Source organism: Lentisalinibacter salinarum (assembly GCF_040706555.1).
Taxonomy (GTDB): Bacteria; Pseudomonadota; Gammaproteobacteria; order Steroidobacterales; family Woeseiaceae; genus Lentisalinibacter; species Lentisalinibacter salinarum.
Map to the genome: position 1 here is coordinate 208,252 of NZ_JAPDRH010000004.1, position 26,038 is coordinate 234,289.

General features: G+C 54.6%; 20 protein-coding genes. 18 read left to right on the forward strand and 2 right to left on the reverse strand.

Translation table 11 applies throughout. From position 1 onward, the window contains the following. The first annotated feature begins 316 nt into the window (after window positions 1–316). The 3 genes from ACJMKZ_RS16640 (at window position 317) to ACJMKZ_RS16650 (ending at window position 3,577) form a co-directional block, all read left to right on the forward strand. Complete coding sequence (locus ACJMKZ_RS16640) at window positions 317–1,015, forward strand: tetratricopeptide repeat protein (RefSeq protein WP_405234345.1); 699 nt, start codon at window positions 317–319, stop codon at window positions 1,013–1,015. Between the two features lie 63 nt (window positions 1,016–1,078). After that, a complete protein-coding gene (locus ACJMKZ_RS16645; protein ID WP_405234346.1) occupies window positions 1,079–1,903 on the forward strand; it encodes a sulfotransferase in 825 nt (274 codons plus the stop codon). 810 nt (window positions 1,904–2,713) lie between these two features. Then, on the forward strand, window positions 2,714–3,577 hold the full coding sequence (locus ACJMKZ_RS16650) for a sulfotransferase family protein (protein ID WP_405234347.1): 864 nt from the start codon (window positions 2,714–2,716) through the stop codon (window positions 3,575–3,577). Between the two features lie 16 nt (window positions 3,578–3,593). On the opposite strand, the gene ACJMKZ_RS16655 is transcribed toward ACJMKZ_RS16650, so the two are convergent. Further along, window positions 3,594–4,073: a hypothetical protein gene (locus tag ACJMKZ_RS16655; protein ID WP_405234348.1), complete on the reverse strand. Its 480-nt coding sequence runs from the start codon at window positions 4,071–4,073 to the stop codon at window positions 3,594–3,596. A gap of 1,103 nt (window positions 4,074–5,176) precedes the next feature. Between ACJMKZ_RS16655 and ACJMKZ_RS16660 the strand changes: the two genes are divergently transcribed. The 11 genes from ACJMKZ_RS16660 (at window position 5,177) to ACJMKZ_RS16710 (ending at window position 20,966) form a co-directional block, all read left to right on the forward strand. Continuing rightward, window positions 5,177–7,012, forward strand: coding sequence for a right-handed parallel beta-helix repeat-containing protein (locus ACJMKZ_RS16660; protein WP_405234349.1), 1,836 nt, complete (start codon window positions 5,177–5,179; stop codon window positions 7,010–7,012). 449 nt (window positions 7,013–7,461) lie between these two features. Continuing rightward, a complete protein-coding gene (locus ACJMKZ_RS16665) occupies window positions 7,462–8,958 on the forward strand; it encodes a lipopolysaccharide biosynthesis protein (protein ID WP_405234350.1) in 1,497 nt (498 codons plus the stop codon). Window positions 8,959–9,044: 86 nt separating this feature from the next. Beyond that, on the forward strand, window positions 9,045–10,154 hold the full coding sequence (locus ACJMKZ_RS16670) for a CapA family protein (protein ID WP_405234351.1): 1,110 nt from the start codon (window positions 9,045–9,047) through the stop codon (window positions 10,152–10,154). Between the two features lie 750 nt (window positions 10,155–10,904). Beyond that, a complete protein-coding gene (locus ACJMKZ_RS16675) occupies window positions 10,905–11,696 on the forward strand; it encodes a sugar-transfer associated ATP-grasp domain-containing protein (RefSeq protein WP_405234352.1) in 792 nt (263 codons plus the stop codon). Then, window positions 11,697–12,824, forward strand: coding sequence for a sugar-transfer associated ATP-grasp domain-containing protein (locus tag ACJMKZ_RS16680; RefSeq protein WP_405234353.1), 1,128 nt, complete (start codon window positions 11,697–11,699; stop codon window positions 12,822–12,824). A 169-nt stretch (window positions 12,825–12,993) separates the two neighbouring features. Beyond that, on the forward strand, window positions 12,994–14,505 hold the full coding sequence (locus ACJMKZ_RS16685) for an asparagine synthetase B family protein (protein ID WP_405234354.1): 1,512 nt from the start codon (window positions 12,994–12,996) through the stop codon (window positions 14,503–14,505). 117 nt (window positions 14,506–14,622) lie between these two features. Further along, window positions 14,623–16,371, forward strand: a complete 1,749-nt coding sequence (locus ACJMKZ_RS16690) for an asparagine synthase-related protein (RefSeq protein ID WP_405234355.1) — start codon at window positions 14,623–14,625, stop codon at window positions 16,369–16,371. 180 nt (window positions 16,372–16,551) lie between these two features. Further along, window positions 16,552–17,568: a hypothetical protein gene (locus tag ACJMKZ_RS16695; RefSeq protein WP_405234356.1), complete on the forward strand. Its 1,017-nt coding sequence runs from the start codon at window positions 16,552–16,554 to the stop codon at window positions 17,566–17,568. A gap of 52 nt (window positions 17,569–17,620) precedes the next feature. After that, entirely contained in the window at window positions 17,621–18,532 is a 912-nt protein-coding gene (locus ACJMKZ_RS16700) for a sulfotransferase family protein (protein WP_405234357.1), read from the forward strand. Between the two features lie 188 nt (window positions 18,533–18,720). Next, window positions 18,721–19,587 (forward strand): glycosyltransferase family 2 protein, encoded by an 867-nt coding sequence (locus tag ACJMKZ_RS16705; protein WP_405234358.1) that lies wholly within the window; start codon window positions 18,721–18,723, stop codon window positions 19,585–19,587. A 110-nt stretch (window positions 19,588–19,697) separates the two neighbouring features. Further along, window positions 19,698–20,966 (forward strand): methyltransferase domain-containing protein, encoded by a 1,269-nt coding sequence (locus tag ACJMKZ_RS16710; protein WP_405234359.1) that lies wholly within the window; start codon window positions 19,698–19,700, stop codon window positions 20,964–20,966. 18 nt (window positions 20,967–20,984) lie between these two features. Here the strand turns inward: ACJMKZ_RS16710 and ACJMKZ_RS16715 are convergent, their stop codons facing one another. Further along, window positions 20,985–21,992 carry a hypothetical protein gene (locus ACJMKZ_RS16715; protein ID WP_405234360.1) on the reverse strand — a complete coding sequence of 336 codons (1,008 nt, stop codon included), beginning with the start codon at window positions 21,990–21,992 and terminating at the stop codon, window positions 20,985–20,987. Between the two features lie 175 nt (window positions 21,993–22,167). Between ACJMKZ_RS16715 and ACJMKZ_RS16720 the strand changes: the two genes are divergently transcribed. From ACJMKZ_RS16720 to ACJMKZ_RS16735, 4 genes are all read left to right on the forward strand, one after another. Next, on the forward strand, window positions 22,168–23,055 hold the full coding sequence (locus tag ACJMKZ_RS16720) for an NAD-dependent epimerase/dehydratase family protein (RefSeq protein WP_405234361.1): 888 nt from the start codon (window positions 22,168–22,170) through the stop codon (window positions 23,053–23,055). A 101-nt stretch (window positions 23,056–23,156) separates the two neighbouring features. After that, window positions 23,157–24,191 (forward strand): NAD-dependent epimerase/dehydratase family protein, encoded by a 1,035-nt coding sequence (locus ACJMKZ_RS16725; protein ID WP_405234362.1) that lies wholly within the window; start codon window positions 23,157–23,159, stop codon window positions 24,189–24,191. Next, complete coding sequence (gene rfbC, locus ACJMKZ_RS16730; RefSeq protein WP_405234363.1) at window positions 24,191–24,754, forward strand: dTDP-4-dehydrorhamnose 3,5-epimerase; 564 nt, start codon at window positions 24,191–24,193, stop codon at window positions 24,752–24,754. The genes ACJMKZ_RS16725 and rfbC overlap by 1 nt, the downstream gene beginning before the upstream one ends. Further along, window positions 24,751–26,031: a DUF4910 domain-containing protein gene (locus tag ACJMKZ_RS16735; RefSeq protein WP_405234364.1), complete on the forward strand. Its 1,281-nt coding sequence runs from the start codon at window positions 24,751–24,753 to the stop codon at window positions 26,029–26,031. The genes rfbC and ACJMKZ_RS16735 overlap by 4 nt, the downstream gene beginning before the upstream one ends. Window positions 26,032–26,038: the final 7 nt, after the last annotated feature.

Genomic DNA, 26,038 nt, shown 5'->3' on the forward strand with positions numbered 1-26,038 from the left:
TGATGGAAAGTGCACTATTATGATAGCCCGTTTGCGTATCAAGGAGTCTGGGACATTGGATGCGGCTCGCAGTTCGTTTTGTGCATTAGGCGGGAGGCGAGGAACTTTCTTGTGGCCGTTTGCCGAAATCCTGGAAAGTCCTACAGCATACAATGACCGGTAGGTTGACGAGATCGTGGAATCATATGTGCCAACGGCCGAATTTCAACTCGCCAGAGTACTCGGCCAGCAAAAGGCATCACTCCGGGGTGAATAGGTGTCGCATTTTGTCTCTTACTGACTATTTTGCCGGGTTGCGGGGAATTCGCCCCGCTCTATGACGCCGGCACTTTGCGTTAAGTTTGCCTTTGTTAATTGGTATTCGGATATGCGGAAAGTACTTCTCCTAGCAATCTGTCTGCATTCATGTGTTTGTGCGACGGTTCAGGCGCAAGATTATCTGGTGGAAGGTGTTGATTGTGGAGACTTGGCGGTTATCCATGAACAAGGCTCATACGGTCCTTTTGATTATACAAATCCCGAGCATTTTCGAGAGAAGTTGCCGGTCGTGGAGCAGCATCATTTTCAAAGGAAGATCGAAATGTTGTCGGAGAGTCCGTTGAATCTGAATAATAATCTTGACTATACCCTTCGTGCCTTTCCGAATCACCATCGTGCCCTTTATACGATGGTGCGATTGCGGCTTCGCCAACAGGGGGAGAAGTATGCTGGATACCCGGTGGAGTGTTATCTGGAACGTGCATTGAGATTCAAATCGGACGATGGGGCTGTGCTAACCATATATGGCATTTATCTTTATAAGATCGCGCAGTACGAACAAGCAACGCAAAAACTGAAAGAAGCCGTGATGGTCTCGCCAGAGTCCGCGGAAGCGCATTACAATCTTGGCTTGGTCCTCTATCGAACTAACCGTCTCGACGAGGCGGTAAAGCATGCGAAAATCGCAAATGAACTGGGCTACCCACTAGATGGCCTCATTCGTCGATTGAAGCAATCGGACGCGTGGCCCCCGTAACTTCGACCGAGGGAACGTAGTGGTATGCGGACATAGGATTTTGCAGTCAATGGGTAGGGCGAAATGTTAACTAGACGGCAGCAAGTGCGTAAGCATTTAAAGAAGGTTTTTGCGACGTTCTTCGTCCGCGAATCCTCACCAATTCCTTGTTTTATATTCGGGGAAATGAGATCTGGCACCAATATGTTGATCGGATGCCTCGATCGTTCCTTCTCAGTCGCTACATACAACGAAAATGACGTTGATGCTTTCAACGACTTTGTGCTCAAAGAGACAAGGGAGCTAAAACAAATCGTAAATGCAGCTAGCGCGAAGATTGTGGCATTCAAGTGCATTGCGGACAGTCAGCGGGCCAGCGAGTTGCTCCTGGAATTCCCAACATCACGCGCAATATGGATTTATCGAAACTATCATGATGTAGTTAATTCGGCTATACGAAAATGGACAGAGCACAACGCTTATCTCAAATACATAATCGATGAGTCGGCGGCGGCGAGGTGGAGGGGTGTGAATATCTCGGAAGATACTCGCTCCCTGATTGTCGAGCATTATTCACGTGGTATCAGCGACGAGTCAGCGCGGGCGCTCATCTGGTACTTTAGAAACAGGTTCTATTACGAACAAGCATTAGACAGAGAAGAAAGGGTCAAGCTTGTGAAATATGAAGACGTTACTCGAACCCCAGACCATGAGATTCGCCAATTGTTTGATTTTCTTAATCTTCCGTACAAGGCAAGGTATGTTGATGCGATATCGACTAGATCTATCGGGAAAGATAGTGTGCCGCAAATAGACCCCGCTATTGAGGAACTATGCCAAGGGCTTTATGCCCGTTTAAACGATGATGCGAGTTCTGGGCGGCTGGAGAAAACTGCACGCACTGCGTAGTCTCCGTTCGTATGGACGTGCGATTCAGGGCACGAGACCAGGCGCATGTCCAAGGTGGGAACGCTGTCTATCTTTTTCGTTTGATCCAGAGTCGTTCAGGCCCAACCGAGCCGGAGGTGAATTGTCGTTTGATGAAGGACCGCGACTAAGAAGCTCGCAGTACTCGTTACCTTATTGATCGTCAATTAAGCATGCGGCAACCACAAGGAACGATCGATGCGACAGGCTTCAAAGAAGTGGGAGTTTTGGTTTGGCATAGATCCAAGACTCGACGTTGTCGGCCGGACCCATTGCCGCAGTATTGCTTCAACGAATGCGACTAACGATTGTGATGTGTTGAGTCTTGATCGCCCGGCGGGCACACCGAGCGGAAGCGATTAGAAGTTGTTCACGCAGCGCGCTGTTTATCAGGATGCGTTATCTGTCTTTCAGGGCAAAGCTTCAGCATGAGGATCGGTGGGGCACTGCGATGAGTTGACCGGTGCTAGTGAGTTGGGCGTTTAATTCGACCGAGATATGGGGAAACACGCAACTCGTCGAACGTACAGTGCAAACATTGCGTCGGTATTCCTCAGTTAGTCTATTGATCGAATCGTGAGGAGCTAGGTATTCGCCTGACTAGGTCCGGAGCGGCTATTCGGGAACGTCTGGAATCACGGTAGCGAAGGAGGTGGGCGCAGTCCGATTTTGACCGCGGGTTGGTGTCGGCCAGTGGAGTGCGTCCGGCGTTCTTATTAGCGATAGGGTTGAACGAAGCGACGCGAATCGTGAAAACGGCGACACCTTATGAGGTGTACTAGGAGGACGTAAATGTCGTTTCCCCCGAATTTGTTTCTTGTTGGCGCTCAGAAAGCGGGAACAACCTTTCTTGCCAGCCTTCTAGGTCAGCATCCCGAGATTTGTCTGAGCGAACCTAAAGAACCTGGGTATTTCACTCATAATTCCGGCAAGGACTTGGCATGGTATCGATCGAGATTTCGGAGACCTGAAAAACCATATCTGTTGGATGCTACGCCCTCGTACAGTGCGTCACCCTTGCCAAGGCTGGATGATAGTGCACAGAAGAGTCCACTTTGGGGTGTTCCAACCAGGATAAAGGATCTCAGCCCAGATGCGCGAATTGTTTACGTTGTCCGTGATCCAGTGATGAGAACGTGGTCATCATATTGGCACGCTGTGCGTGCGGGCCATGAGTCTCGGTCATTCCATGATGCAATATCTGAAGGTTCGATATACATGCGAGCGAGCAGATATTTCGATCAGATACAATTGTTTCGTGAGTGTTTTGCCCGCGAACGCATTTCCATTCTTAAGTTCGAGAGTCTCATAAAGGACCCGAACGTTACACTAACGGAATTGTTAAGCAAACTCGATTTGCCTCCACTTGCGAATCCGGATTTCGATCGTGGTCAAAACCGGTCATTTCGGTATCGTGGTGCTCTGGCCGTTGTGAATCGCTACCTGAGCGGCATCGGAGGCATGAACAGAGTCTCGAAGGCGATCAGTCCGGTCCTGCCTCGATCATTGAAGGACTGGGCGTATCGACGTCTAGCTGACCGAATCCCGGATATGCCTGAAGAGGACCGGCGATTGCTTACGCAATATTTCGCGGATCAAAATAGGCGGTTATCGCAAGAGTACGAGATAGACTTGATTGAGTGGTCAAATCCCTAAAGCGTTGGAGTTTTGGTTAGGGCGTGACAAAGTCCGGAGGTTCGGGACGTGGGGCGCTGATCTCGTCGGAAAGTCTGTACACCCAAACGTTTTCGGTGATCCAGTAGTAGAGAATAAACAGATTGTGGTCAGGAACATATTGGAAACGACCATAGGTGCCCCAATACGGCGGGCTGTCATAGATTTCGTACGGATCTGCGGGCACGCGGCTAGATGTGGTGCCATGTTCTGTCCAGCGATTTGTGTCGAGATTCAGGGTATACACGCTACCGTTGCGACACCATCCCACGATTAAGTCGTTTGCCGAATCGTATGTAAGGCCAGGAGCTGCGCAATTGACGATTTCATCGCCTCCTGAAGTATTTAGTTCCTCTCTTGTCAAAACTCCTTTATTTCCGATATCAACGAACAGAGCATTTCCTCGCCCAATCATTATGAAGAGTCTTCGCTTGGGATCTATCGTTCCCGTCATGCCTTGCGGCAGATTGCCTAGCATGTCCGATCGAATGTCCCATTGGTCTCTAGTCGGGTCGTATACAACGATGTACCTAGTTCCATGTTGAAAAACTTGTCCGGTAATTGGGTCGTACGCAGTGGTATTGGAAAATCCAGTAGCATACCTGTCAGGTATGTCGCTAAGGTGGATCCACTTGTGGGTATCTAAGTCAAATCGCCACGTGAGACGGTTGCTGTTCCCGTCAGGCCAACGACTTCCACCTTGGACCCAGAGGCTATCAAACGGGGCCGGTAAATATGCGAGGTGATCGTAGGAATGATGAGAGAGAGGGGTACCATCCGGCATCATCGCATCACCCTTGCTCCAGCCATCGAGTGAACTTGGATTGGATAGCCTTTCCCACTTCCTATTTACCAAATCGAAAGCATATACCTCGTTGCCGCCGTAATTCCCATGTCCACCGCCCCACACCAATAGTCGATTCCTGCCGGTGTCGAACGTGCCTCCACTCCATGCGTGAATCACCGCTTGGGGCCCGGTTGAGCCTCTGATCCCGTCTGGCAATGGATCTGGCACGACCTCATTCATTGCCGTATTAGGGATTTCGTACCACTGGCCTGGTTCGAGTTCCGGGAATAGATCGTTCGCTTGCAACGGCGAGGCTGGGTACGCGAGTGAAAACGTGCACAGAATTACAAATGAACACGAGCCGACGCGCTGCGACAATTTACGACTGAGACCATGGAGGGGAAGAAGATGCTTCAACATGAGCTTATGAACCCAAGTAGTAAAGTCTGTGGATGCGGTAGTGTACGTCAGAATTGAATCAGCGCAATTGTCTGCATAATGCGACATGTTTCACAGTTTGCGCATCGCAGCTACCATTAGAAGCAATATCCAGTATCGTTCGACAGTGCGTCACGTTGTCAGAAGAAACGCACGCTTCGTGTCGATGTGACGGAGCCTCGAATTTTGGGTTGCAATCGCGCCATTTTTTTCTGCGGGCGTTTTGGTCGAAGGGCAAGAGCCCAAAAACTAGCGTGAGGAATCGGAACATGTCTATGCGACGACATTCGACAGAGCACTCGAAGCGGCAGATTCGGTCGACCATCAGCCTTAGCCGAGAGGCGTGTGTCGGTTTCATGCTCGCTGCGCTGATGGTTGGTCCAGGGACTTTGTTTGGCGCGACCTTGCCAGTCGGCCCCCTCAAGCTCGATGAGCCAGGACCGACAGCGGTAAGCTATACAGTACCGATCAACGGTGCGTTGGATCCATCAGCCAGTGCCACTGTACGGTACACCGCGACGGCGTCGGCAGAGTGGAAGGACGGCCCAGATCCATCGTTTGTCTCCTCGGACGATTCGGATCTGCCGCGAAATGACGAGTTTAGCGGGATGCTGTGGGATTTGACGCCTGGTGCTTCGTACGAGATTGAAGTTACTGTCACAGGTTCTGATGGTAGTAGTGAGATTTTCAGTGCTGCATTTAAGACCCGGGAGTTGCCTTTGGACGTGTCGGGCCGCGATGCTGACGTCGTTTTCATGTCGGGATCAGATTTTTCGGAGGTTCAATCGGCGCTGGATTCGGCCGAACCGGGTCAGATTTTTGAGTTCCGAGGCTTGCATTTAATTGCTGGTCTCAGTATTTCGCGGAGTGGCACAAAAGACCGACCGATAGTGATTAGAGGGGATGATCGCGAGACCGCGATTTTGGGAGACAGATCGGGGGCAGCCCTGAATGTCTATGGAGATCACATAGTTGTCGAGAATTTGACTCTGCGCGGAAGCTTGAGCTCCAGAGTTTTGGGGGCCGTGCGAGTTCGTGGTACATCGTCGTCGCCACAGACTGGGTTTACATTACGGAATTCAATCATCTCTGGACGACGGGGCGTTCGCCTATGGGAAGGGCCTGAAGGTGAAATGTACGCTGCTAATATCTACAATAATTATTTTGAGGGAAAATGGACTTGGGAGGACATTGTCGCTCTAAAAACGGGAGGAACTGCCCAGGGCGAAACAGGTATAAGTAGCACCTGGAATGACGACGGACTGAAGGTTACTGGCCAAGGCCATGCCATTTTCAACAACACCTTCGCCGGATTCGGAGATACGATAAAGGTCCATCGGGATACGTCCGTACCAAACATTGGAATTGTAATCGAGAAGAACTTGATTCTCTGGGGTGGTGATGACGCCTTCGAGCTTGACGATGGCTATCGCAATACGCTTGCGTATCGGAACATGGCGTTGAACACTGGCACGCTAGGTAGCCGGCAGCCAAATACCGTAACGGGAGGCCCTACCTATTTCGTCAGAAATGTCGGTGTGAATCAGTTCTTACGTCCGTGGAAGTTAAACGACGGTCCAACTGGCGTGCATATAATCCACAATACGCTTGTAGCAACAATCAACAGTCTTGGTGATCCGCGGGAGACGATTTGGACCCAGTTTCAATCATCTGTCAAGCGTAGCGATATTCTTAATAATCTCTGGGTCCACACAAATCCCGAATCCCCACTCTTCGATGGATTGATTAAGTTCACCGCGGTAACTTACGGGGAGGAATTCGAGTCTAGTCAGTGGGACGGCAGTGCTTGGTACCCGGACGGACGATTCGCGTGGAGCAACGGTAATTACGACAACCTAGGCGAAGCCCGGAACCGTGTTAGCAACGTTGGCGGTTACGATGGGGGATCGTTCGAGTCAAAAGGAATTGCATTAGCTGCTATGCCGTTTCTACGTGAAGACGAGTCTAGTCTTGGGGAAGACTGGACTACGCGAGTGAGTGATTTTGATCCTGCACTGTCGTCAGAATCCGCTGCAGCGAGAGGCGGCATCGTACTTCGCGGTTACGGCGCGGGTCTCGATCCAGCCCGGGGGGCCGTGCAGCTAGATCATGCCTCGACGGAGTACGGCGCGCGCATTCGAGTTTCCCAGCCGGTCCGACCCCGCGCTCCAACGAATCTGACGGCAGATTAGCGACTTTCGAATACTTGAGATCTCTGCCCCTGCTTCGATCACTTGCGGTGGCGAGCGTTCAATAGCGTTGTATCGGCGTTCAGGAGATTGACGGACCCGTATCAAGATGCTGCGGGGGGCAGATTACGTGGCCAATGAGCACCCTCGATTGCCTGTTGATGACCGTCCCGCCTGGCGCCCCGTGACAGGTCTCTCCTCTAGGGCCTATATAGCGAAGTTCAGCGCTTCGCATAGTAGGGTCGATCGAGAAAATGAAACAATTCGCGATAGCGAGCAGAGCAAAGCAAGTTTTTGCTCCGCTGGCTGGGTTATCCGGCGGGCGGCATATTGCCCCTGTCGGTGCATATGCGGTGACCGCAAGGGTGCCACTAGTAGACACTGGGTCGGCCACGAGAGAGCGTTATTCCCGCACTCAATGCGGCAAAGTTGGAAAGTGAGTACCTGAAGAAATGGAGAAGGTCAGCTTGTCGATCGGCAGGCGGATTGCGTCCGGCGCATTTTGGACCGTCGGAATGCGATTGAGCATCCGGGCGCTCGGTGTCATAAGTGGCATTATTCTGGCGCGACTCTTGGTTCCAGAGGATTTCGGGATCGTTGCGAAAGCGTCGATGATTGCCTCTTTCCTGGAACTCATCACGACGTTTGGATTGGAAGTGGCGCTGATCCAGAATCAGCGGGCTGTTGCAGGGCACTACAATACTGTTTGGACGATCCATGCAATTCGGGGTCTTTTTATTGCGCTCTTACTGGTGGCGTTTGCCGGCCCCGCTGCCAGTTTCTTTCACGAGCCTGCGCTGTTTTCGATTCTGTGGTTCTACGCGCTGGCAGCACTTCTGAATGGGTTCGAGAATGTTGGTGTAGTCGATTTTCGGAAGGAGCTGGAATTCGACCGAGATTTTCGGTTTAGCTTGTATCGCAAGCTCGCAGGCTTCGTCGTGACGATAGCTATTGCGTATGTATGGCGCACCTATTGGGCCTTCGTGATCGGGACGGTCTTTGCGTCGATGACGGCCCTGGTCTCGAGTTTCTTGATGTCGCCTTACCGACCCCGTTTTTCACTTGTCGAGTGGCGATCATTATTCCAGTTTTCGAAATGGATATTCCTGGTTGGCCTCGTTCGCTCGGTTTCTCAAAAACTCGACACGTTCATTCTCAGTCGGTTTTCTACCACGGATGTTGTCGGGCGATACACGGTTGCCTATGAAATAGCCGGGGCAGCATCCACGGAAATTGCAATGCCGATCGCTCGGGCAACGTTGCCGGGGCTCGCCAAGCTCAACGAGAGTCTTGACGAGTTTCGCGACATGTACCGAAGATCCATTGCGGTGTTGTTACTGCTAGCGGTACCCGCAGGCCTAGGGCTGTCGGCTGTGGCGGTCCCGTTGACAGACGTTGTCTTGGGTGACAAGTGGAGCGAAGCGGCCCCGATAATTCAGATTCTAGCAATCTACGGAGTCGTCCGTTCGGTCTTTGCAGTATCGACTTCCGCGTTCATGTCTTCCGGGCAGGTTAGGACGCTCGGGCTTCTATCGCTTTTCAATCTGACGATAAGGGTCATAGGTCTGGGAGCGGGATTCGCGATCAACGGCCTTCTCGGTCTAGCGGCAGGGGTGTTGATCGCAGGTACTGTACAGATGATCGTTTCACTATTTGTGCAGCAATTCGTGGGACTGCTGGGAGTGGCTCAGCTCGCCAACGATACATGGAGGCTCATATTCGCCGGGCTGGTTATGTACGCAGGGCTTGTGTACGGGCTACCGCTGATTGGTCCGCTGGAGGGATTGAGCGGAATACTTCTGCTGGGTATCCAAGTACTTGTCGGTGCGTTCGTCTATCTTTTGTTGGTGGGTCTGCTTTGGTGGCTGACAGGCAGAGGGGAGGGGCCGGAACAGACTGTGTGGAATTACGTTGCATCTGGTCCAGTTGCGCCGTCGACGGGGCAGTAAAATTGGTCAGGCTATGCAATCGGCGCGAATGAAACAATGTAGTTGAATTTGTAGAACCAGCATGAGTAATTGAGAGTGACACGCGTGTGGAAAGATTAAGGCTAGGCTTCGTTGGCGACCTCTCACTGTCGGTATTGAAATCAGGCAAGTATGGAGGCATGGGCGAGGTAGTGCGTCAATGCCGACAGTTCACGCAGGATGTGGATATTGCTGTCGCAAATTTGGAGTCGGTGATTGTTCCTCACGCCGATAATATTCCGCGGAAAATGGTGGTTAGCGCGGCGAAGTGCATCGACATAGGTGAGCTGCCTTTCGAGGTACTATCGTTGGCCAACAATCACATTCTCGATTGCGGCGAAAGTGGCTTGACGTTTACCGAGTCATTCTTGCAGCGGCAGGGCTTAAAGACGGTCGGCGCGGGTAGGGATATCGCGGCCGCTGAGACGCCTCTGGTGTTGACGATCAATACTAGAAGGATCGGAATTGTAAGCGTAACGGACGCTACGCATTATCGCGCCACGGACAGATCGGCTGGAGTCGCACCGCTGGCTTCGCGAAGGCTCATTCACTTGATTCGGCGATTGAGAAGCAGCGTAGATTTGTTGGTGGTGACTACCCATTCGGATCTTGAATTCACGAACCTCCCGGCGCCCTGGAAGGTGCGATTGTCCAGGCGATTGGTTGAGGCAGGAGCGGATGTTGTTGTTCATCATCACCCGCATACACTTCAGGGCATTGAACACTATTGTAATGGGATCATCGCTTATTCACTGGGCAATTTCGTTTTTCCGGTTGATGGGAATGCGTACATGAACAATAGAGAGGGGCATCCAACCGAGACAGTCTTCTTGACTATTGATGTCCGGTGGGAGACTGGGGCAACACGATCAATCGATTATCGAATCACGCCTGCGATCATTGGGAAGAAGAACCGATTGGTGGTCGCCGAAGGTGAACAAAAAGAGCGAATTGTCAGGAGAATGCGAATGTATAGTGACTGGCTTCAGGACAAAAAAAGACTCAGGAAGGAGTTCTTCGGGGCATGCGTACGACACGGCCGCCAATTCCTTTTTGGAGTGTATTACGAGTTCAGAAAAGATGGGTTTATTGCGGCACTCAAATTCGTTCACTTGCATTTAGCCACAGGCATGCACAGAAGCTGGATGCGTGGGTTGGTGTCTTTCGGAACAATGTAGGGTCGACACGACGAAAGGTTTTTGTCGGTTAGCAGGCGACCCTCCTTTGTTCGGTTGATTAGGCACAGGTGCGTACAAATTCGCGCCGGTGGAGCAAGTTGTCGTGCTGCGTACTCGATGATATCGATGGCTAGTTCCTGCTTGGAGGATTTCTTTGAAAGGGAGTTTGGCTTAACGGTAACCCCTCCCGCACACACATGGATCCACTCTGTGCGCTGCGTCCTTGTGGTATTCCAAGTCCCACGCATAATATGCTTGGGCTGCTATCGTGGTTCTATATAGAGGAGTGACCAAGAACCGGTCGTTGTAGTGTGGGCACGCGCATAAGGAGACAAAACATTCTCCGAAAGTTCATATAGATGGACACCAATTGGGTTACGTATAGGTTAGTCGGCGGCAGCATAGGTAATGGGAATATTGCGCTGGATCAAGAGGCGGTATTGGCGTCTTCGGCGGCTCCGCGACGACGCAGCAATGCTATGGGGTTTGATCTCTGAATCGCCATACAGTGCAAGTTACTTCCCCGATGCGCGAAGAAAGGCCCGGCGCAGAATAGCCGCGGAACTCGTTTGGTGGCTCGTCCGGCATCGCGAATTGCCTCTATTCTATTATGCCTACGGACTCGATCGAGTGGGGGAACGCGTATCCAGCAGGCTATCTTGGCGCGAGTTCAAAGGCGCGCGAAATAGCCGGAATGAACAACCCAGAAGTCAGTTCGTATTCTATCGAGGGAAGTTTGATTACTTATGTATGACGCGCGATAAGTGGCTATTCGGTCAATATCTGAAGAGCCTGAGTTTCCCGGTCCCCAGGACGGCTGCAATTGTGTTAGATGGGGAGGTCGCTTTGCTGGATACAGGTCAGACGATTTACCTCACTGACTTGGCGGACAACCTCGTTGACGGTGATTATTTCTGCAAGCCTATCGATGGGATTCTCGGCAAGCAGGTTTTCCCGTTGAGCGTCTGCGATAATACAATTTTCCGTGGGGATCAGAGGTTGGACGCGCGAGACGCGGAACATGCTTTCCCATCCGGCCGATGGTTGATCCAGCAGCGTATTGATCAGCACAGTGGACTCGCGTTGCTATATCCCCAGGCGGTAAACACGCTGCGAGTAGTGACACTGTATGCAGCTCCGGAGCCGAAGCTGCTATGCGTCGCGATGCGTGTAGGAGCTGGCGATAGGAAAACCGATAACTGGGCGTCGGGAGGCATTATCGCGAATGTGAATACGGAGACGGGTCGGATTTGCGGCGACGGATTCTTCAAGCCAGGCTTCGGTCTCCGCGTCTCTCGGCACCCTGATACCGGGGTCATGCTCGACGGGTTTGAAATTCCCTACTTCCATGATGCCGTCGAACTCGCCAAAGTCGCGCATACCTACTTTTACGGTCTGGATTCTATCGGATGGGATATTGCTTTCACGAATGATGGGCCGATGATCGTGGAGGGTAATGACGATTGGGACGGTGTCATTGCAATGACGCTCGATCCAGACTTTAGGGCGCAATTCGAGCAGTTTTTCAATGGGCGAAATTGAATGGCTGCAATGCACTGGCTAAAGCGTAAATGGTGGAGGGTACGGAGCAGTGTTATCTCTGGAGTTCAAGTTGTAGCGCTGTTGAAGGATCCGTCATTCTGGAGATCCTATTACCCGGAAGCGCCACGAAAGACGAAACTTATGGCGGGTCTTGACCTGCTCTATTGGACGATTCGGTACCGGGAGTTCAATCGGGGATATTTTTTGAGAGGGCTGGATAGAGTTCATGCTCCGGCGGCGGTCCGCTTATCTGAAAAACGCTTCAGGCGCACGCGTGATCAGCGGAATTCGAACCCGCAGTCTGTGAGTCCGTTCTACGAAGGGAAGTACAACTATCTGTCCCTGACGCGGGACAAGTTCCTCTTCGGTCAGTATCTTACCAGTCTTGACTTACCAACGCCGGAGAACCTGGCGGTTCTTACTCGTCACAGCGTCGCATGGGCAGATGGCTCCGGGTCGGCACCATTGATGGCGCTCGTAGAACGCTACGAAGATTTGGATGGATTCTGTAAGCCAGTGGATGGCATTCTGGGGCAGAAAGCGTTTGCTGTCGCCATCAGGTCCGGCAATCTGAAGATCGATGCAGATTCGGCGAGCGTCTCCGAACTCGGGGAGCGACTCGACGGGCGTTATTTGTTGCAGCGCGCGATCGTTCAGCATCCGGATATGAGCGCTCTGCATCCAGGATCGGTTAACACCCTCCGGGTCGTTTCCGTACGGACACGATCAGGCGACATTGAAGTCCTTAGCGCAACGTTGAAGTCGGGCGTACATGGGGGACGTACCGACAATCCGGCTTCCGGGGGGCTGGCGATAGCCGTTGATATCGAATCCGGTCGAGCCGTCGGCGACGGCTTCTTCAAACCTGGGAAAGGGTGGCGAGTCAGCACTCACCCGGACACTAATGTTCGCTTTGACGGATTTCAGATTCCGAATTTTGTCAAAGCGCTCTCGCTTGCGATGCAGGCGCATCGGTACTTTTATGGACTGCATTCAATAGGTTGGGACCTGGCCTTCTCGTCGGAGGGGCCGCTTATCATAGAGGGTAATGACGATTGGGGGATGCCGATTTTTCTAACAGATCGATTTCGCGATCGATTTCGCGACTTGTTTGAAGACTCGCGTTGATATGCGGGCGCTAATCTAGCGGCCGAATGCCTCGGCGCACCTGCCGACGGAGTATGAGCCTGCGCCGGCTAATTGATGTCCGGCGAAAGAAATGTGACCGTGCTGATGACGGTTTGGGCACCATGGAGCATGTGAGCAGGGGACGTCCCCCTGATTCGAGGAACGCCGAATGATCCGAACAGGCGCAAAGGGGCCAATAAAGTGCAGCGCGCGTATCGCCAACGGGCAGGTGACTGTTGCGCCATCGGAAACCGGCGCTCTCGGGTACAGGGCGGATCCGACAAGCCCGTCATCCGGGCTTTTCGTCGAGTGGGACTTCAATGGTGGAATCCTCGAAGTGCGGAATGATCCTCTTGGGTTTATCCCGATTTATTACAGGTATGATTCGCGCACCTTCGAGTTCTCGACGTCGATCCTCGCCCTTCTGGATGATGCCGGAGCGGGTCAATTCGATACCGCTGCGATTGCGCTATTCCTGCGCACAGGGTTGTATTTGTCGGACCGAACGCCCTTTTCAGCCATCCGTGTGATGCCGGGCGGATCTCGGTTGCGGTTTGGACCAAACGGGTTCTGTCTGGTCGCACCGGATCGCCCGCTGTGTGGAGACGAGAGCCCGGCGTCGTTGCCAGAAACGCAGGCAGCCTACGGCGATCTCTTTGAAGCCGGTATATCGAGATTTCGCGAGATGTCACTCAACAAGATCGCTGTTCCGCTGTCTGGCGGGAGAGACTCCAGGCATATTCTCTTGGAGTTGTGCCGCGCGGGTCTGGGAGACATCACATGCGTCACCGTCAGGAGCCGTTCATCGGACGCGGACGTCGATGTCGCGGGGCAACTAGCCCGGCGTCTCACCGTGCCCCATATTACGGTAGGGCCGGTTCCGAATTGGGTTGAGGCAGAGCGCAGGAAAAACCTGCTGACGAATTTCAACTCGAAAGAGCATACGTGGATTCTGCCGCTTGCCGACCACTTCTCAGCCAGCAGTTATGACGGCATTTTCGATGGGATTGGCGGCGATGTGCTCTCGCAAAGTAAGAACCTCACGGCAGAGAGACTTACAAGGTATCGGCGAGGAGAGTTGGGAGAATTGGCGGAGGAGATTCTCGGCAAAGAGGGCTACCTCCCCAAGATGCTGGCGGCGGGTGCGTACAGACAATTCAGACGGGAGGATGCCAAGGCGCTGCTTGTCGAAGAGTTAGAAAGGTATGTGGATACGCCGAACCCGGTTGGTCAGTTTTTCTTCTGGAACCGCACAAGACGGAGTATTGCGTCGAGCACTTTCGGAATCCTGGCGCAGCGCAATCCGGTCTTCGCGCCCTTCCTGGATATAGATCTCTACCGTTTTCTATCTTCCCTGCCCGGCGAGCTCCTTGTCGAGCGCCGGCTACACGACGAAGTGATAAAGGCTCGATACCCCGAGTATTCTGATATTGACTACGCAGATGGTCGGAGCACCGGCCAGCGAGATGCGTCAAAGAGCAGGCACGGGCAGATGCTGCAGCTGGCGCGTTACTTTGGGAAGCACTCGACGGGTCAAAAGAGCTTTCGACGTTCTTTCGTCTATGCACGCTTGCTCAAGGGCATGTGGTCATCTTCATTCTGTGGCGGATCAATCCCGGCGTTCACTATTCCACTGTACTTGAATGAATTACATCGGGCGGCGGCAGGAGAATATTCGTGAGCCCCGTGCATGAGCGGATCGAGAATGCCGTTCATTCGGTAATTGTCGACCAGAGACCAGAGCAGTGAGCGTCGTCTACGTTGTCGAAGACAAGCGGGCAGAGCAAAGCGAGAAAGCATGACGGTATTTGCGGGGGTATGTTTCCGTAGAGCTGCAGGGAATCTGCCTGACGAAACGAAGGCGGAGTTGCGGCGGTCCATATCCCGAACGAGAGGCCACGAGATACGCGAGTATTCAGTTCGTAATACGTATGTGGTCAATGTCGATATCGGGGCATATCGCGATGGTGGCACTGTCGTGGACAATGCCGGACTGACACTGGTGGCGGGCGACCCGATCCTGAAGACCGGGGCATCGCGAACTTCATCTTCAAGGTTGCAGGATGTAGAGATACTGCACCAACGGTTTGCACGACGAGATACGTCTGCGCTCTGCACGGCTTCCGGGACTTTTTCAGGTGTCCATATTCCCCGTGGGGCGGGAATGCCGTTCCTGTTCTCCGACAAAGTCGGCGTAAGGCAGTTGTTTGTGGCAGAGCAAGAAGACTTCGTGGCGTTCTCCACATCGCTGCGAGTCCTGGAAGAACTGTCGATCCTTCCCAAGAAACTCGATTACGCAGGCCTGACGGAGCAGGCGGAGCTGCACTGGCCCGTCGGCCGAAGAACACCTTATCAGGGGATCTCGCTGCTCGAAGGAGCGGAAGTGCTGTACATGGGGCAAGAGCTGTCTAGTGAGACCTATTGGTCCTGGCCCCAGACGGCGGATCGAGCATTGTCGACGGAAGATCACCTGCAGAATTGTTACGAGGAGTTTCAGAATGCCCTTCGCGCGAGGCTTGCGGGGGATACCGATATTCTTGCGTTTCTCAGTGGTGGTCTGGATTCACGGACTGTCGTGACGGGTCTTTCCAATTTGGGAATGAAGGTACATGCCGTCAACTATGCGCCGGAAGGTACACAGGATCGCGTCTATGCGGAGCGCTTCGCGAAGGTAGTGGGATGCGACTATCTGCAGATGCCGTTTTCGCCTGATCTGGCAGACTCCGGGAATGTGCATACAGCGGTGAGGCGCTTCGTATTGGAGCGGCACCGGGCTGGTGAGCTTTCACTCGATCGTCCGAACTGCATCTGGACGGGCAACGGCGGCAGCGTGGGATTGGGGCACGTCTATATGAATGAAGGAGTGGTGCGCGCGCTTGACGGCGGTCGTGTCGATGAGGCTCTCAAGCACTATCGTAAGACAGAGCGCACAGACTTGACGCGAAAACCGCTCAACAAGGAGGTCTTTCAGCAATATCGGAAGTGGCCATTCACGTCTTTAAAAGACGACTTGCAGAGATTTGAGGCGGAGGAGCCGGGACGCGCCTTCTACTTCTTCCTGATGGCGAATGATCAACGGCGGAGTCTCCACGGAGTCTTCGAAGACATCGATTTGCATCAGCTGGAATTCATCATGCCGTTTTTCGACAGTGATTTCCTCGAGGCGGTGGCCAAAGTGCCAATAGACGAATGCCTCTACCACAGATTCTACGTGCGATGGATACGCTGTTTCGGAGAAGCGGTAAGTGCGGTGCCGTGGCAGTCATATCCTGGTCATGTACCGTGCCCCATCGAGGATGACCCCTCGCTTGGCTATCAGTTTGATTCCGATTATTCGTCAGCGTGGAGCAACGCGAAGACGGCAATTCGTTTGCGGAAAGCGCGAGAGATGGTGACCTCGAAGTCCTTTCCACACCATATCCTCAGTCGTTCAAGCATCGCATTGGCCTATGTCCTGGGTTTGGCTCGGTCGAAGAGACTGACTTATGCGATTGAGAAGGGCTATGAGTACTTTCGGTACTGGAAAGTGGCGGCTGACCAGGGATGATCTTCCTGTCGTGGCCCTCGCGGCAGCCGCTGGGCTGGAGAATCCGATTTCTTGAACCAGGTCTCGGTAGGTGAGCATCGTGTGCCCTATAATGGCTTGGTCGTGGTAACCCACAATGGGGTACGCTTCCCATGAAAAGCGGATGGCTGTGTGGCTAGATGCGAAAGACGGTGTACGACAATGAGTATTGCTGAGCATCTAGAGGAGGCCCGACCGGTTTACCCGGAGATCGAGGCCTACATTTCAGATGTCGTCGAAGGGCTGCAGTCGGCGCCGGGGACGCCAGCCGGTGTCGTCTCGGATGGGGAGGCCTTGGCTAACGAGGTTTTCTCGGTGCTCACCAGCCGGCGATTCTGCTACCTGAGTCGCAAGCGGGTCGAGTGTTACAGACAGCAGGTAGTGACCTCACTCGTGCGGCGTATCGCGCTGGGCGAGCCATTCCGGTTTTTCTACGATATCGGACCTGGCTATCACGCGACGACACGTCCGGGAGAGCTGCCATTGAGGTTCGATGTCGGCCTGTCGGAGTTGCTGATTCTCGCGCAGGTGCACGACCTGTGCCATAGAATCGGTGAGCTCTATCCGCCGGGAGGAAAATTCTGGTTCGTAGTTGACAACCTGTGCGCTTTACGAACGAATGACGTGCCGCTCACAAACACGGAGCTGTACGTAACCAGGATGCGTGAGCTCATCAAGACGACGAAAATGACTGATATGGTCGAGCTCATCGTGGAGTCAGAGGCGTTCGATCTGGAAGAGTACGATAGCCTGTTGGCCGGTATTGCGTCCCGGGCTCCAATGAGCCACCCGTCCCCGGGGGCGGTCGATAACGTTTCACGGTTCCTCGGGCGACCCTGCACGGACGAGGAGGCTGCATCTCGTATAGAGCTCTATAGCCGGACGTCTGCTGTGACGGATCAGTTGGTCGACCGCCTGATCCGTGACGTTCACATGACCCAGCGGGCGACGGGAGCGACCCTCGGATTTCGCCCGTTCGCGGGAGGGGACCAACGCACACAGGCGGGTGAGCTCGTGCTTACACGAAGTGCGAAGGGTCGATTGAAGCCACTATTGCTGACCAGTCGCAATGTCGATTCCTACGACTGCGTCCGATTTGGCCTGACGAATGTCCTCCCGTCGCCGATCCCCTACGTGTCATACGCGGAGCCACTGTCGGTCGAGGAGATCGGCTCGTAGCCGGGCAACGGCTGTCCGATGGAGATGGCGCAGGCGCCAGCCGGACTGGACTATGCACCGATCAGACAGGACGATAACCGATGAGTTGGAGTGGCTGCGGTGGCGACTCCGCGTACCGGTCCGAAAAAGACTAAAGCGCATCGCCAAGGCGCCGCTCCATGCGTTAGAGCGGCAGCTCCACCTGCACTCTGTCAGGCCGCTCGAGCCACCTGATTTCATCCACATCGGTTCCGCGCAGTCCGGCACGACCTGGCTCTACAAGATGTGTCAGGCGCATCCGGACATATTTGTCTGCGACAAAAAGGAAACGAACTACTTTAGTGTGGCTTTCCCGGATTGGTCGTTCACATACTATTGTTCGCTGTTCGACGGTCCACCAGGCTCTGTTCGCGGAGAGCTTACTCCTGGCTACATGCTGTTACCTCTGCGGCGAATAGCAACAGTGAGACGTCTGATGCCGGACGTCCGCCTGATAATGACAATCCGGAATCCGGTTGACAGGGCATGGTCGGGCGCGAGGAGGATCCTGTCAAAGGTGGCTGATCAAGCGGGGACGACCATCGAGGAGTTGCCTGACAGGGAGTTCTACGAGTTTTTTCGGAAAGAGTGGGCCTATCGTCCCGAGAGACATCCTCCGGGCGTGTATCAGCGCGGGATGCTCCAAGGGCAATACTCGGTAGCTATCGAGCGCTGGCTACGATATTTCCGAGAGGACCAACTCTTGCTGCTTACTTTCGACGATATCAAGCAGAACCCTTACGGCACAATGGAAAAATTCTGCGAGCATATTGGCGTCTCGACAGATCTGGATTGGGACTCGATGCCACTGCGAAAAGTCGTGAACAAGAATCCGACAATGTCTATTCCTCCTCGTTTCCGCCACTATCTGGAGGATTTGTACGCAGACGAGCTGATACGGTTGAAGGAGCGCTATGGCCTGTCATTCGGCTACCGTGACGCATGAGCCAAAGGCATCGGCTCGGGGATGTTTGCCCATGCGTGGGGAGCGCAAGTGTCGATTTCAGGGAGAGTGATTCTTGTGTCTGAAGCCTACTGTTACAATTCGCGGTAGTGCGAACGGGTTCCGAGAGCTCTATTTTATGGCCTTGTTAGAATGACTGTCCTCATGTCGGCGCCACCCGGGGTGCGCGTGTGTCTCGAGTAACGATAGGCGTACCCGTCTTTAACGGCGAGAACTGGCTCGCCGCAACGGTCAACTCCGTGCTCGACCAGACATTCGCCGACCTGAAGGTGGTGATCTGTGACAACGCATCGACCGATGGCTCGGCGGAGATTGCGTCAGCACTCGTTAAACAAGATGAGCGAATAACCTACCATCGAAATCAAGAGAACGTGGGGGTGTTTCGGAATTTCGATCGAGCATTCGAATTGTCGGATAGTGAGTTCTTCAAGTGGTGTGCGGTCGGAGACCTGATCGACAAGTCATTCGTGGCCCGTGCCGTGGAAGCGCTGGATCGGCGGCAGGACGCCGTCTTGGCGTATTCGCAAACGGAGTTGTTCGGGGAGTTCAGCGACAAACCGGAGATCCAGGACGTGGAGATGGAACTCGACGTGCCCGATGCAGTGGCACGGTACCGGGCCTACTTCGGCAATTGTCGTCTGAATAACCTCTTTCACGGGTTGATTCGGTCGGATGCGCTCTCCCGGACCGGTTTGAATAAGAGGTTTCGCGGCTCTGATCAGTGTGTCGTGGCCGCACTGTTGCTAAGAGGGCCATTCGTGCGCCTGGGCGGGAAGTTGCTGTACCGGCGGGTCGACGTCGACACATCGACCGCCAGGAAGTCCGCGTCCGAACTGCGGGACTTCTTCTCGTCGGATCTTCGCGCACTCGATCAGCTGCCTACATGGAAATTCCAGCTCCAGTTATTTGTGGATCTGTTGCGATCCCCTCTGCGTTACAGCGAAAAGTTGACATTGGTCAAGTTTCTCATCAAAAAGTCGATTTGGCGCAGGCGAGAACTCGTCGAGGAAGCTCGTCACTACTTGCTACGCCACTGATCGGCCCCCGTAATGGATACGAAAGGAATCATCGACTTTTCGGTTGTCGCGCGAGTCCATGCTTGGTTTTGCGCAGTGGTGTCCAGAATTTGGCCGTGCGAGTGTTATCCATGAATGAGACCCTGGCGTTGTGCCGCTTCTGTAGCGCGCCCTTGGAACATACGTTCGTGGATCTGGGCGTAACGCCCTTGTGCCAGACGCATATCACGTCCGATTCGTTGAATTCGATGGAGCCGTTCTACCCGCTGCACGCCATGGTGTGTGATAGCTGCCTGCTGGTGCAATTGCAGGAGTACGTGGCGCCCTCGGATATCTTCGCGGAGTATGCTTACTTCTCGTCATTCTCGGACTCGTGGCTCGAGCACGCGCGTAGCTACTCGAGGTCGGTTATCGAGCGTTTCAGGCTCGATGAGGAGAGCTTTGTTGTCGAGATTGCCAGTAACGACGGGTATTTACTCCGGAACTTTGTTGAGGCGGAGATTCCCTGTCTCGGCATAGAGCCGGCTGCGAATGTTGCCGAGGCTGCGAAGGATGTTGGGGTGGAGTCGATTTCCTGCTTTTTCGGTCGCGATCTCGCGGCCGAGATTGTGCGAGAGCGCGGAAAGGCGGATCTGATCGTCGGAAATAACGTGCTGGCGCATGTTCCTGCACTCAATGACTTCGTGGCCGGTATGAAGTACATGCTCGCCGATGACGGTGTGATAACGATGGAGTTCCCCCATCTGCTGAGGCTGATACAAGACGCGCAGTTCGACACGATCTATCACGAGCACTTCTCATATTTCTCGCTCCTGGCCGCCTCCCGCGTTTTCAGAGAACACGGTCTCGACATATTCGATGTCGATGAACTGACTACGCATGGCGGATCGCTGCGTGTCTACGCACGGCACCGCGGGGGTGATTCGACCCGTGCAGTGGGGCGGGCTGTAATTGAAGTTCAGGCGGAGGAGAAGGCAGCGGGGCTAGGCAGTATGGAGGGCTATACGGGCTTCCAGGAGCGCGTAAACCGGATCAAACGCGATCTCCTCGCATTTCTGATCGACGTGAAGCGGCAAGGCAAGCGCATCGCGGCTTATGGGGCGCCCGGTAAAGGGAATACTCTGTTGAATTATTGCGGTATCGGCAAGGACCTGATCGAATACACGGTTGATAGAAATCCCTATAAGCAAGGGAAATTCACGCCGGGAATGCGCCTCCCGATACTCGAGCCGTCGGCCATTCGGGAGACACAACCGGATTACGTATTGATATTGCCCTGGAACCTGAAGACCGAGATTATTTCCGGAAACGCGTACATAGCAGATTGGGGAGGACAGTTCGTCGTGCCGATCCCGAATCTGGAATTGATCGACCCCGCGGCGTGCCGCCAGGCGCGGTGACGAGCGAATGCCGACCTGCTATTCGTCGATACGGCGCAACCAGATTTCGCGCCAATAGGGCGTAATGCGCCTGGGACACATCAGCCGCAGTGCGCTGTATTTTCCCTGACAGAACACCCCGTCGAGCACAATGCAGGGATTCGAAAATTGCATCATCTCCCCGGTGGCCTCGTTGATGATGTTCGTCACGCGCTTGGCTACGCGAAACCGGCTACCGCAATAGGGCACCATCTCCGGGTCGAAGCTCAGCCCGCGGTTACGGCCACGTTTGTTGAGTGTCGCGAGGATCTCATCCATCGACTTGACCTCAACCAACTCACCGACCTCAAGGTCCAGTCGTTCGTCCGGCGTTGGCTCGCCTTGCGGTATGGATCCTGTCCATCTGGGGGCAGGGCTCCCGCGCAACAGTCGATGCGTTACGTCATAGAGACGAACGGAAATTCGATGACCGATTCCGATGTGACGCAAATTGAAGACGGCTGCAAGAAAGAGAATGCGCAGAGCTTCTCCAAGACTGACATTTCGACTCCGGACGTCCGCGACGTATTGAGTCAGCTTCGTTCTCTCGAGTGGACTTGTGGCATCGAAGAGGCGCGTAGCTTGACAGGAATAGACCGTGTCTGGGCCCCGAGGCGATGCCGTTGTCGTGGGCAAGAGCCCTTTCTTAATGGATTCAGGGATGTCCGCCGTTTCGGAATGACCGGGCCCTTCCACGGGGCGAAGCCAATCGTACTTCCAGAAAATCTGACAATGTGCCTGACAGTCACCATGGAAGCTGCCGTCGCAGCGTAGATGTGCCAAATGAACGGCATTCTCCATGCGCCGGCCGCCGCTCCCTGTTACGGTATCGCAGGTCTTGTGCGCAGAGTGAGATATCTGAAACCGTCGTCCGCAATACTCGAGCATCTCCGGCATAAACGGCAGTTCATCCAATACTCCGTCTTCACCGAGTGTTGCCATGATCTCGGCAGGCGACTTGACTTCCACCCACTTGCCTGCCGCGAATTCAGTCTGAAACCAACTCATCAACCCTTCCTGTTGCTGCGGACCAACTCGTGTCGCAAGATTGTTTATGGTGTCGTGCCGCTGGTCTGTGCACTCGCCCACATTTTATACTGATGATCGTGATCTCACAGCGGATTGCCCATTATTTCCGCTATCTTTGGGCACCATCGAGATACTCCGATCAGGATTTTGTCAAATGGCGGGAAAGGTACTGATTACCGGCGGCCGGGGATTTCTCGGCCAACACCTATGCCGGGCCTTTGTGCAGCGTGAGTGGGAGGTGCACGCGACCACCCGAGCCGTACAAGAGGGGGACGGGCAATCGCCAGTCGAGTATCACGAAGGCGATATGGTGGACGCTGCGTTTGCCGGTAGGGTGCTTCACAGGGTCCAGCCGGACATCGTCTTTCATCTTGCGGGGTCTGTCGGTGCAGGGACAGCATTGGATCTCGTTCTCCCGACCTTTCACAGTCACGTTACCAGCGCGGTAAACCTCATGACCCATGCCGCTACGGCAGGAGGCCCCCGCATTGTTCTCAGCGGATCGCTGCTCGAGGCGTGCAAAGAAGTCCCCGCCTCCCCTTATGCGGCGGCAAAGACCGTCAGCACGATGTACGGTCGCATGTTCTATCTGCTGTACGACGCGCCGGTGGTTGTCGCACGTCCCTTCATGACCTTCGGGCCTGGTCAGCGGTTCGAGAAGGTCTTACCGTATTGCATTCGTTGTTTCGCGGCAGACGACTCGCCCGTGCTGAGCAGTGGGGAGTGGAAAGCAGACTGGATATTCGTTAGTGATGTGATCGATGGCTTTGTACGTGCTGGCACGGCGCCGGGTGTCGAGGGATGCGTATTCGATTTCGGACGAGGAGAATTGCTGTCCCTGCGCAGCATCGTTGGTCGGATAGCTCGCCTCATGGGCGCGCGCGTCGAACCGCGCTTCGGCGCAAGGTCCGATCGGCCTGGGGAGCCGGAGAGAGTGGCCGATCTCGAACTCGCGAGGAAGGGGCTGGGGTGGAGTCCGAAAGTGAGCCTTGACGACGGATTAATGCAGACCATTGCGGCATACACGCGAGGAAACGGCTAGATGTCCCTGGCCTGGAGGCGATCCCGAAGGAACTGTGCGGCACGACACAGCGATCTAATTCCTCGTTTCGTATAAATAGTGGTTTTCATCGGGGTGACGCAATGAAGGTCTTCGTGACGGGAACAGACGGATACATCGGTGCGGTGCTGGCGCCCCGGTTGATGCAGGAGTCCCATGAGGTCGTCGGCTTCGATACGGGCTATTATCGAAGAGGCTGGCTCTTCACGGATCCTAGCTATCTGTCTGTCGCTCCGCTGTCTATCTGTGGTGACTTGCGCAAGGTGGGTCCGGACCTTCTGGAAGGCGTAGACGCCGTCGTGCACCTGGCCGAGCTCTCGAATGATCCCCTTGGTGAATCCAATCGCGAGGTTACGTTCGACATTAATCATCGTGGTTCAGTTCGACTTGCGGAAGCGGCGAAAGCAGCGGGAGTGAAGCGCTTCATCTACACATCATCCTGCAGTGTGTATGGCGTTGCGGATGAGGCCGTAGTCGACGAGTCTTCAGCCGTGAACCCACAGACTGCTTATGCCGAATGCAAGGTGCGTGTGGAGGAGGACATCGGTGGGCTGGCGGATAAGGACTTCGCGCCGGTATTTCTCCGCAACGCCACCGCTTATGGTGCCTCACCGAGAATGAGATTCGACATTGTTCTCAATAACCTGGCCGGGCTCGCCTGGACTACGGGCAAGATCGCTATGACGAGTGATGGTACGCCATGGCGACCGATCGTTCATATCGAGGACATTGGTACGGCTATCCTCAATTGCCTTACCGCACCGGTGGACACTATCAACGGAGAGATCTTCAATGTAGGAGCCGATTCGGAGAATTACCGTATTCGGGAAATTGCCGAGATTGTCAAAGAGGTGTTCCCGGAGTGCGAGCTGACATTCGGCCCAAGCGGCGGGGACAACCGCAGCTACCGAGTCTCGTTCGAGAAGATAAGTGCTGCGTTACCAGGATTTCGCTGTCGGTGGACGGCGCGCGAGGGAGCGCTGCAGTTACGTCGAGTATTCGAGCGCATTGGCATGCGTAGCGAGGACTTCGAGGCGGCTCCCTACACGCGGCTCAAATGCATCAGAGAGCTGATAGCGACGGGTCAGATAGACGATAGCTATTTCTGGACGGTCTGATGCGCTTTGTGGAGACCGAGCTGGCGGGTGCATGGCTGTTGGAGCCGGAAAAGCATTCCGACGAGCGAGGCTACTTTACGCGCTTACGATGCTCTCGCGAGTTTTCCGATCATGGGCTGCCAGGTGATTTCGTGCAGACCAATCTCTCGTTCAATCGAAAGGCCGGCACGTTCCGGGGCCTGCACTTTCAGACACCTCCGTCCTTCGAGGCGAAGCTGGTACGATGCGTCCGTGGAGCGATTTCGGATGTGATAGTCGACCTCAGACGGGGTTCCGCCAGTTTTCTGCAACATCAGTGGTTTCGCCTGGATGCGTCCGATCTGCGGGCACTGTTCGTGCCGGCGGGATTCGCCCATGGCTTCCTGACGTTGGCGGACGAGTCGGAGGTGCTCTACGAGATGACTGATTACTACGCTCCCGATCTGGGTCGCGGAATCCGCTGGGATGATCCTTCGCTCGGTATAGAGATGCCGGGCGAGGTAGTGCGTATCCACCCGCGCGATGCCAACTACCCGGACCTGGATACCGGCGTACTGGCGCCCCTCGCGGAGTACGCGACTTGAATGCCGATCGTGCACTTCTCCCACTGGTGGAGGCGCTGTATCCGATCTGTCGTAGCATAACCGGCGACGGAGTCAGGCGGACTTTCGATATTCTCGGGGACTGGCTACCGCTGAAAGTAACAGAGGTCCCGAGCGGGACGAAAGTGTTCGACTGGATCGTCCCCGATGAATGGAACATTCGTGAGGCCTGGATCGAGGACACCGAAGGTCGGCGGATCGTGGATTTCCGGGACTCCAATCTCCACGTGCTCAATTACAGTGTTCCGGTGGATATGGTGGTGGACCGCACCACCCTGGATGGGCACCTCTTTTCTATCCCGGAGCATCCGGACTGGATCCCGTATCGTACGAGCTACTACGCGGAGCAATGGGGTTTTTGCGTGCCGCACCGTCTGCGTGAGTCACTCGCGGACGGCTATTACCGGGTGCATGTCGATGCGGATCGGTCACCCGGGAGCCTTACCTATGCGGAGTGTTTTATACCCGGCGAACTGGATAGCGAGATCCTGCTATATACGCACACGTGCCACCCCTCGTTGTGTAACGACAATCTGAGTGGTATCGCGGTTGCCGCTGCGGTGGGCGCTCGCCTGATATCTGCAGGACGTCGCCGCTACAGTGTACGGATCGTGTTCGGCCCCGGAACGATCGGATCGATTGTGTGGCTGAGCCAGCACCGCGAACAACTAGCCCGGATCGCACATGGGTTCGTGGTGGGCCTCCTCGGGGACGACGCGCCGTTTGCATGGAAGCGCTCTCGTGCGGGAAGCGCAGAGGTGGACCGCGTCGCCGACTATGTCCTCAATCGGCGCTCGACTGACAACAGGATTGTCGACTTTTCCCCCTACGGCTATGATGAGCGCCAGTTCGGCTCGCCCGGCATCAATCTCCCGGTTGGTCGGCTAACCCGTTCAGCGAACGGCGAATACCCTGAATATCATAGCTCCGCAGACAATCTGGATATTGTGACGGAGGATCGGCTCGCGGAGTCCGTGGAAGTTGTGACGGAAATCCTGCAGACATTGGACAGAAACCGCTACCTTTCCAATACAGAACCCTATTGTGAGCCACAGCTGGGGCGAAGGGGTCTCTATCGCAATACCGGCGGTACCGGTATACCGGACAGGGAATCCGCGATGCTCTGGCTGTTGAATCAGTGCGATGGCCACAATTCGCTGCTGGATATCGCAGTCAGGTCCGGCATCGACTTCGACGCTCTCGCGGCGACGGCCGTGGAGTTGTGTGACTCAGGGCTGCTTGCCGACGAATCAGCGTAGGATGGCG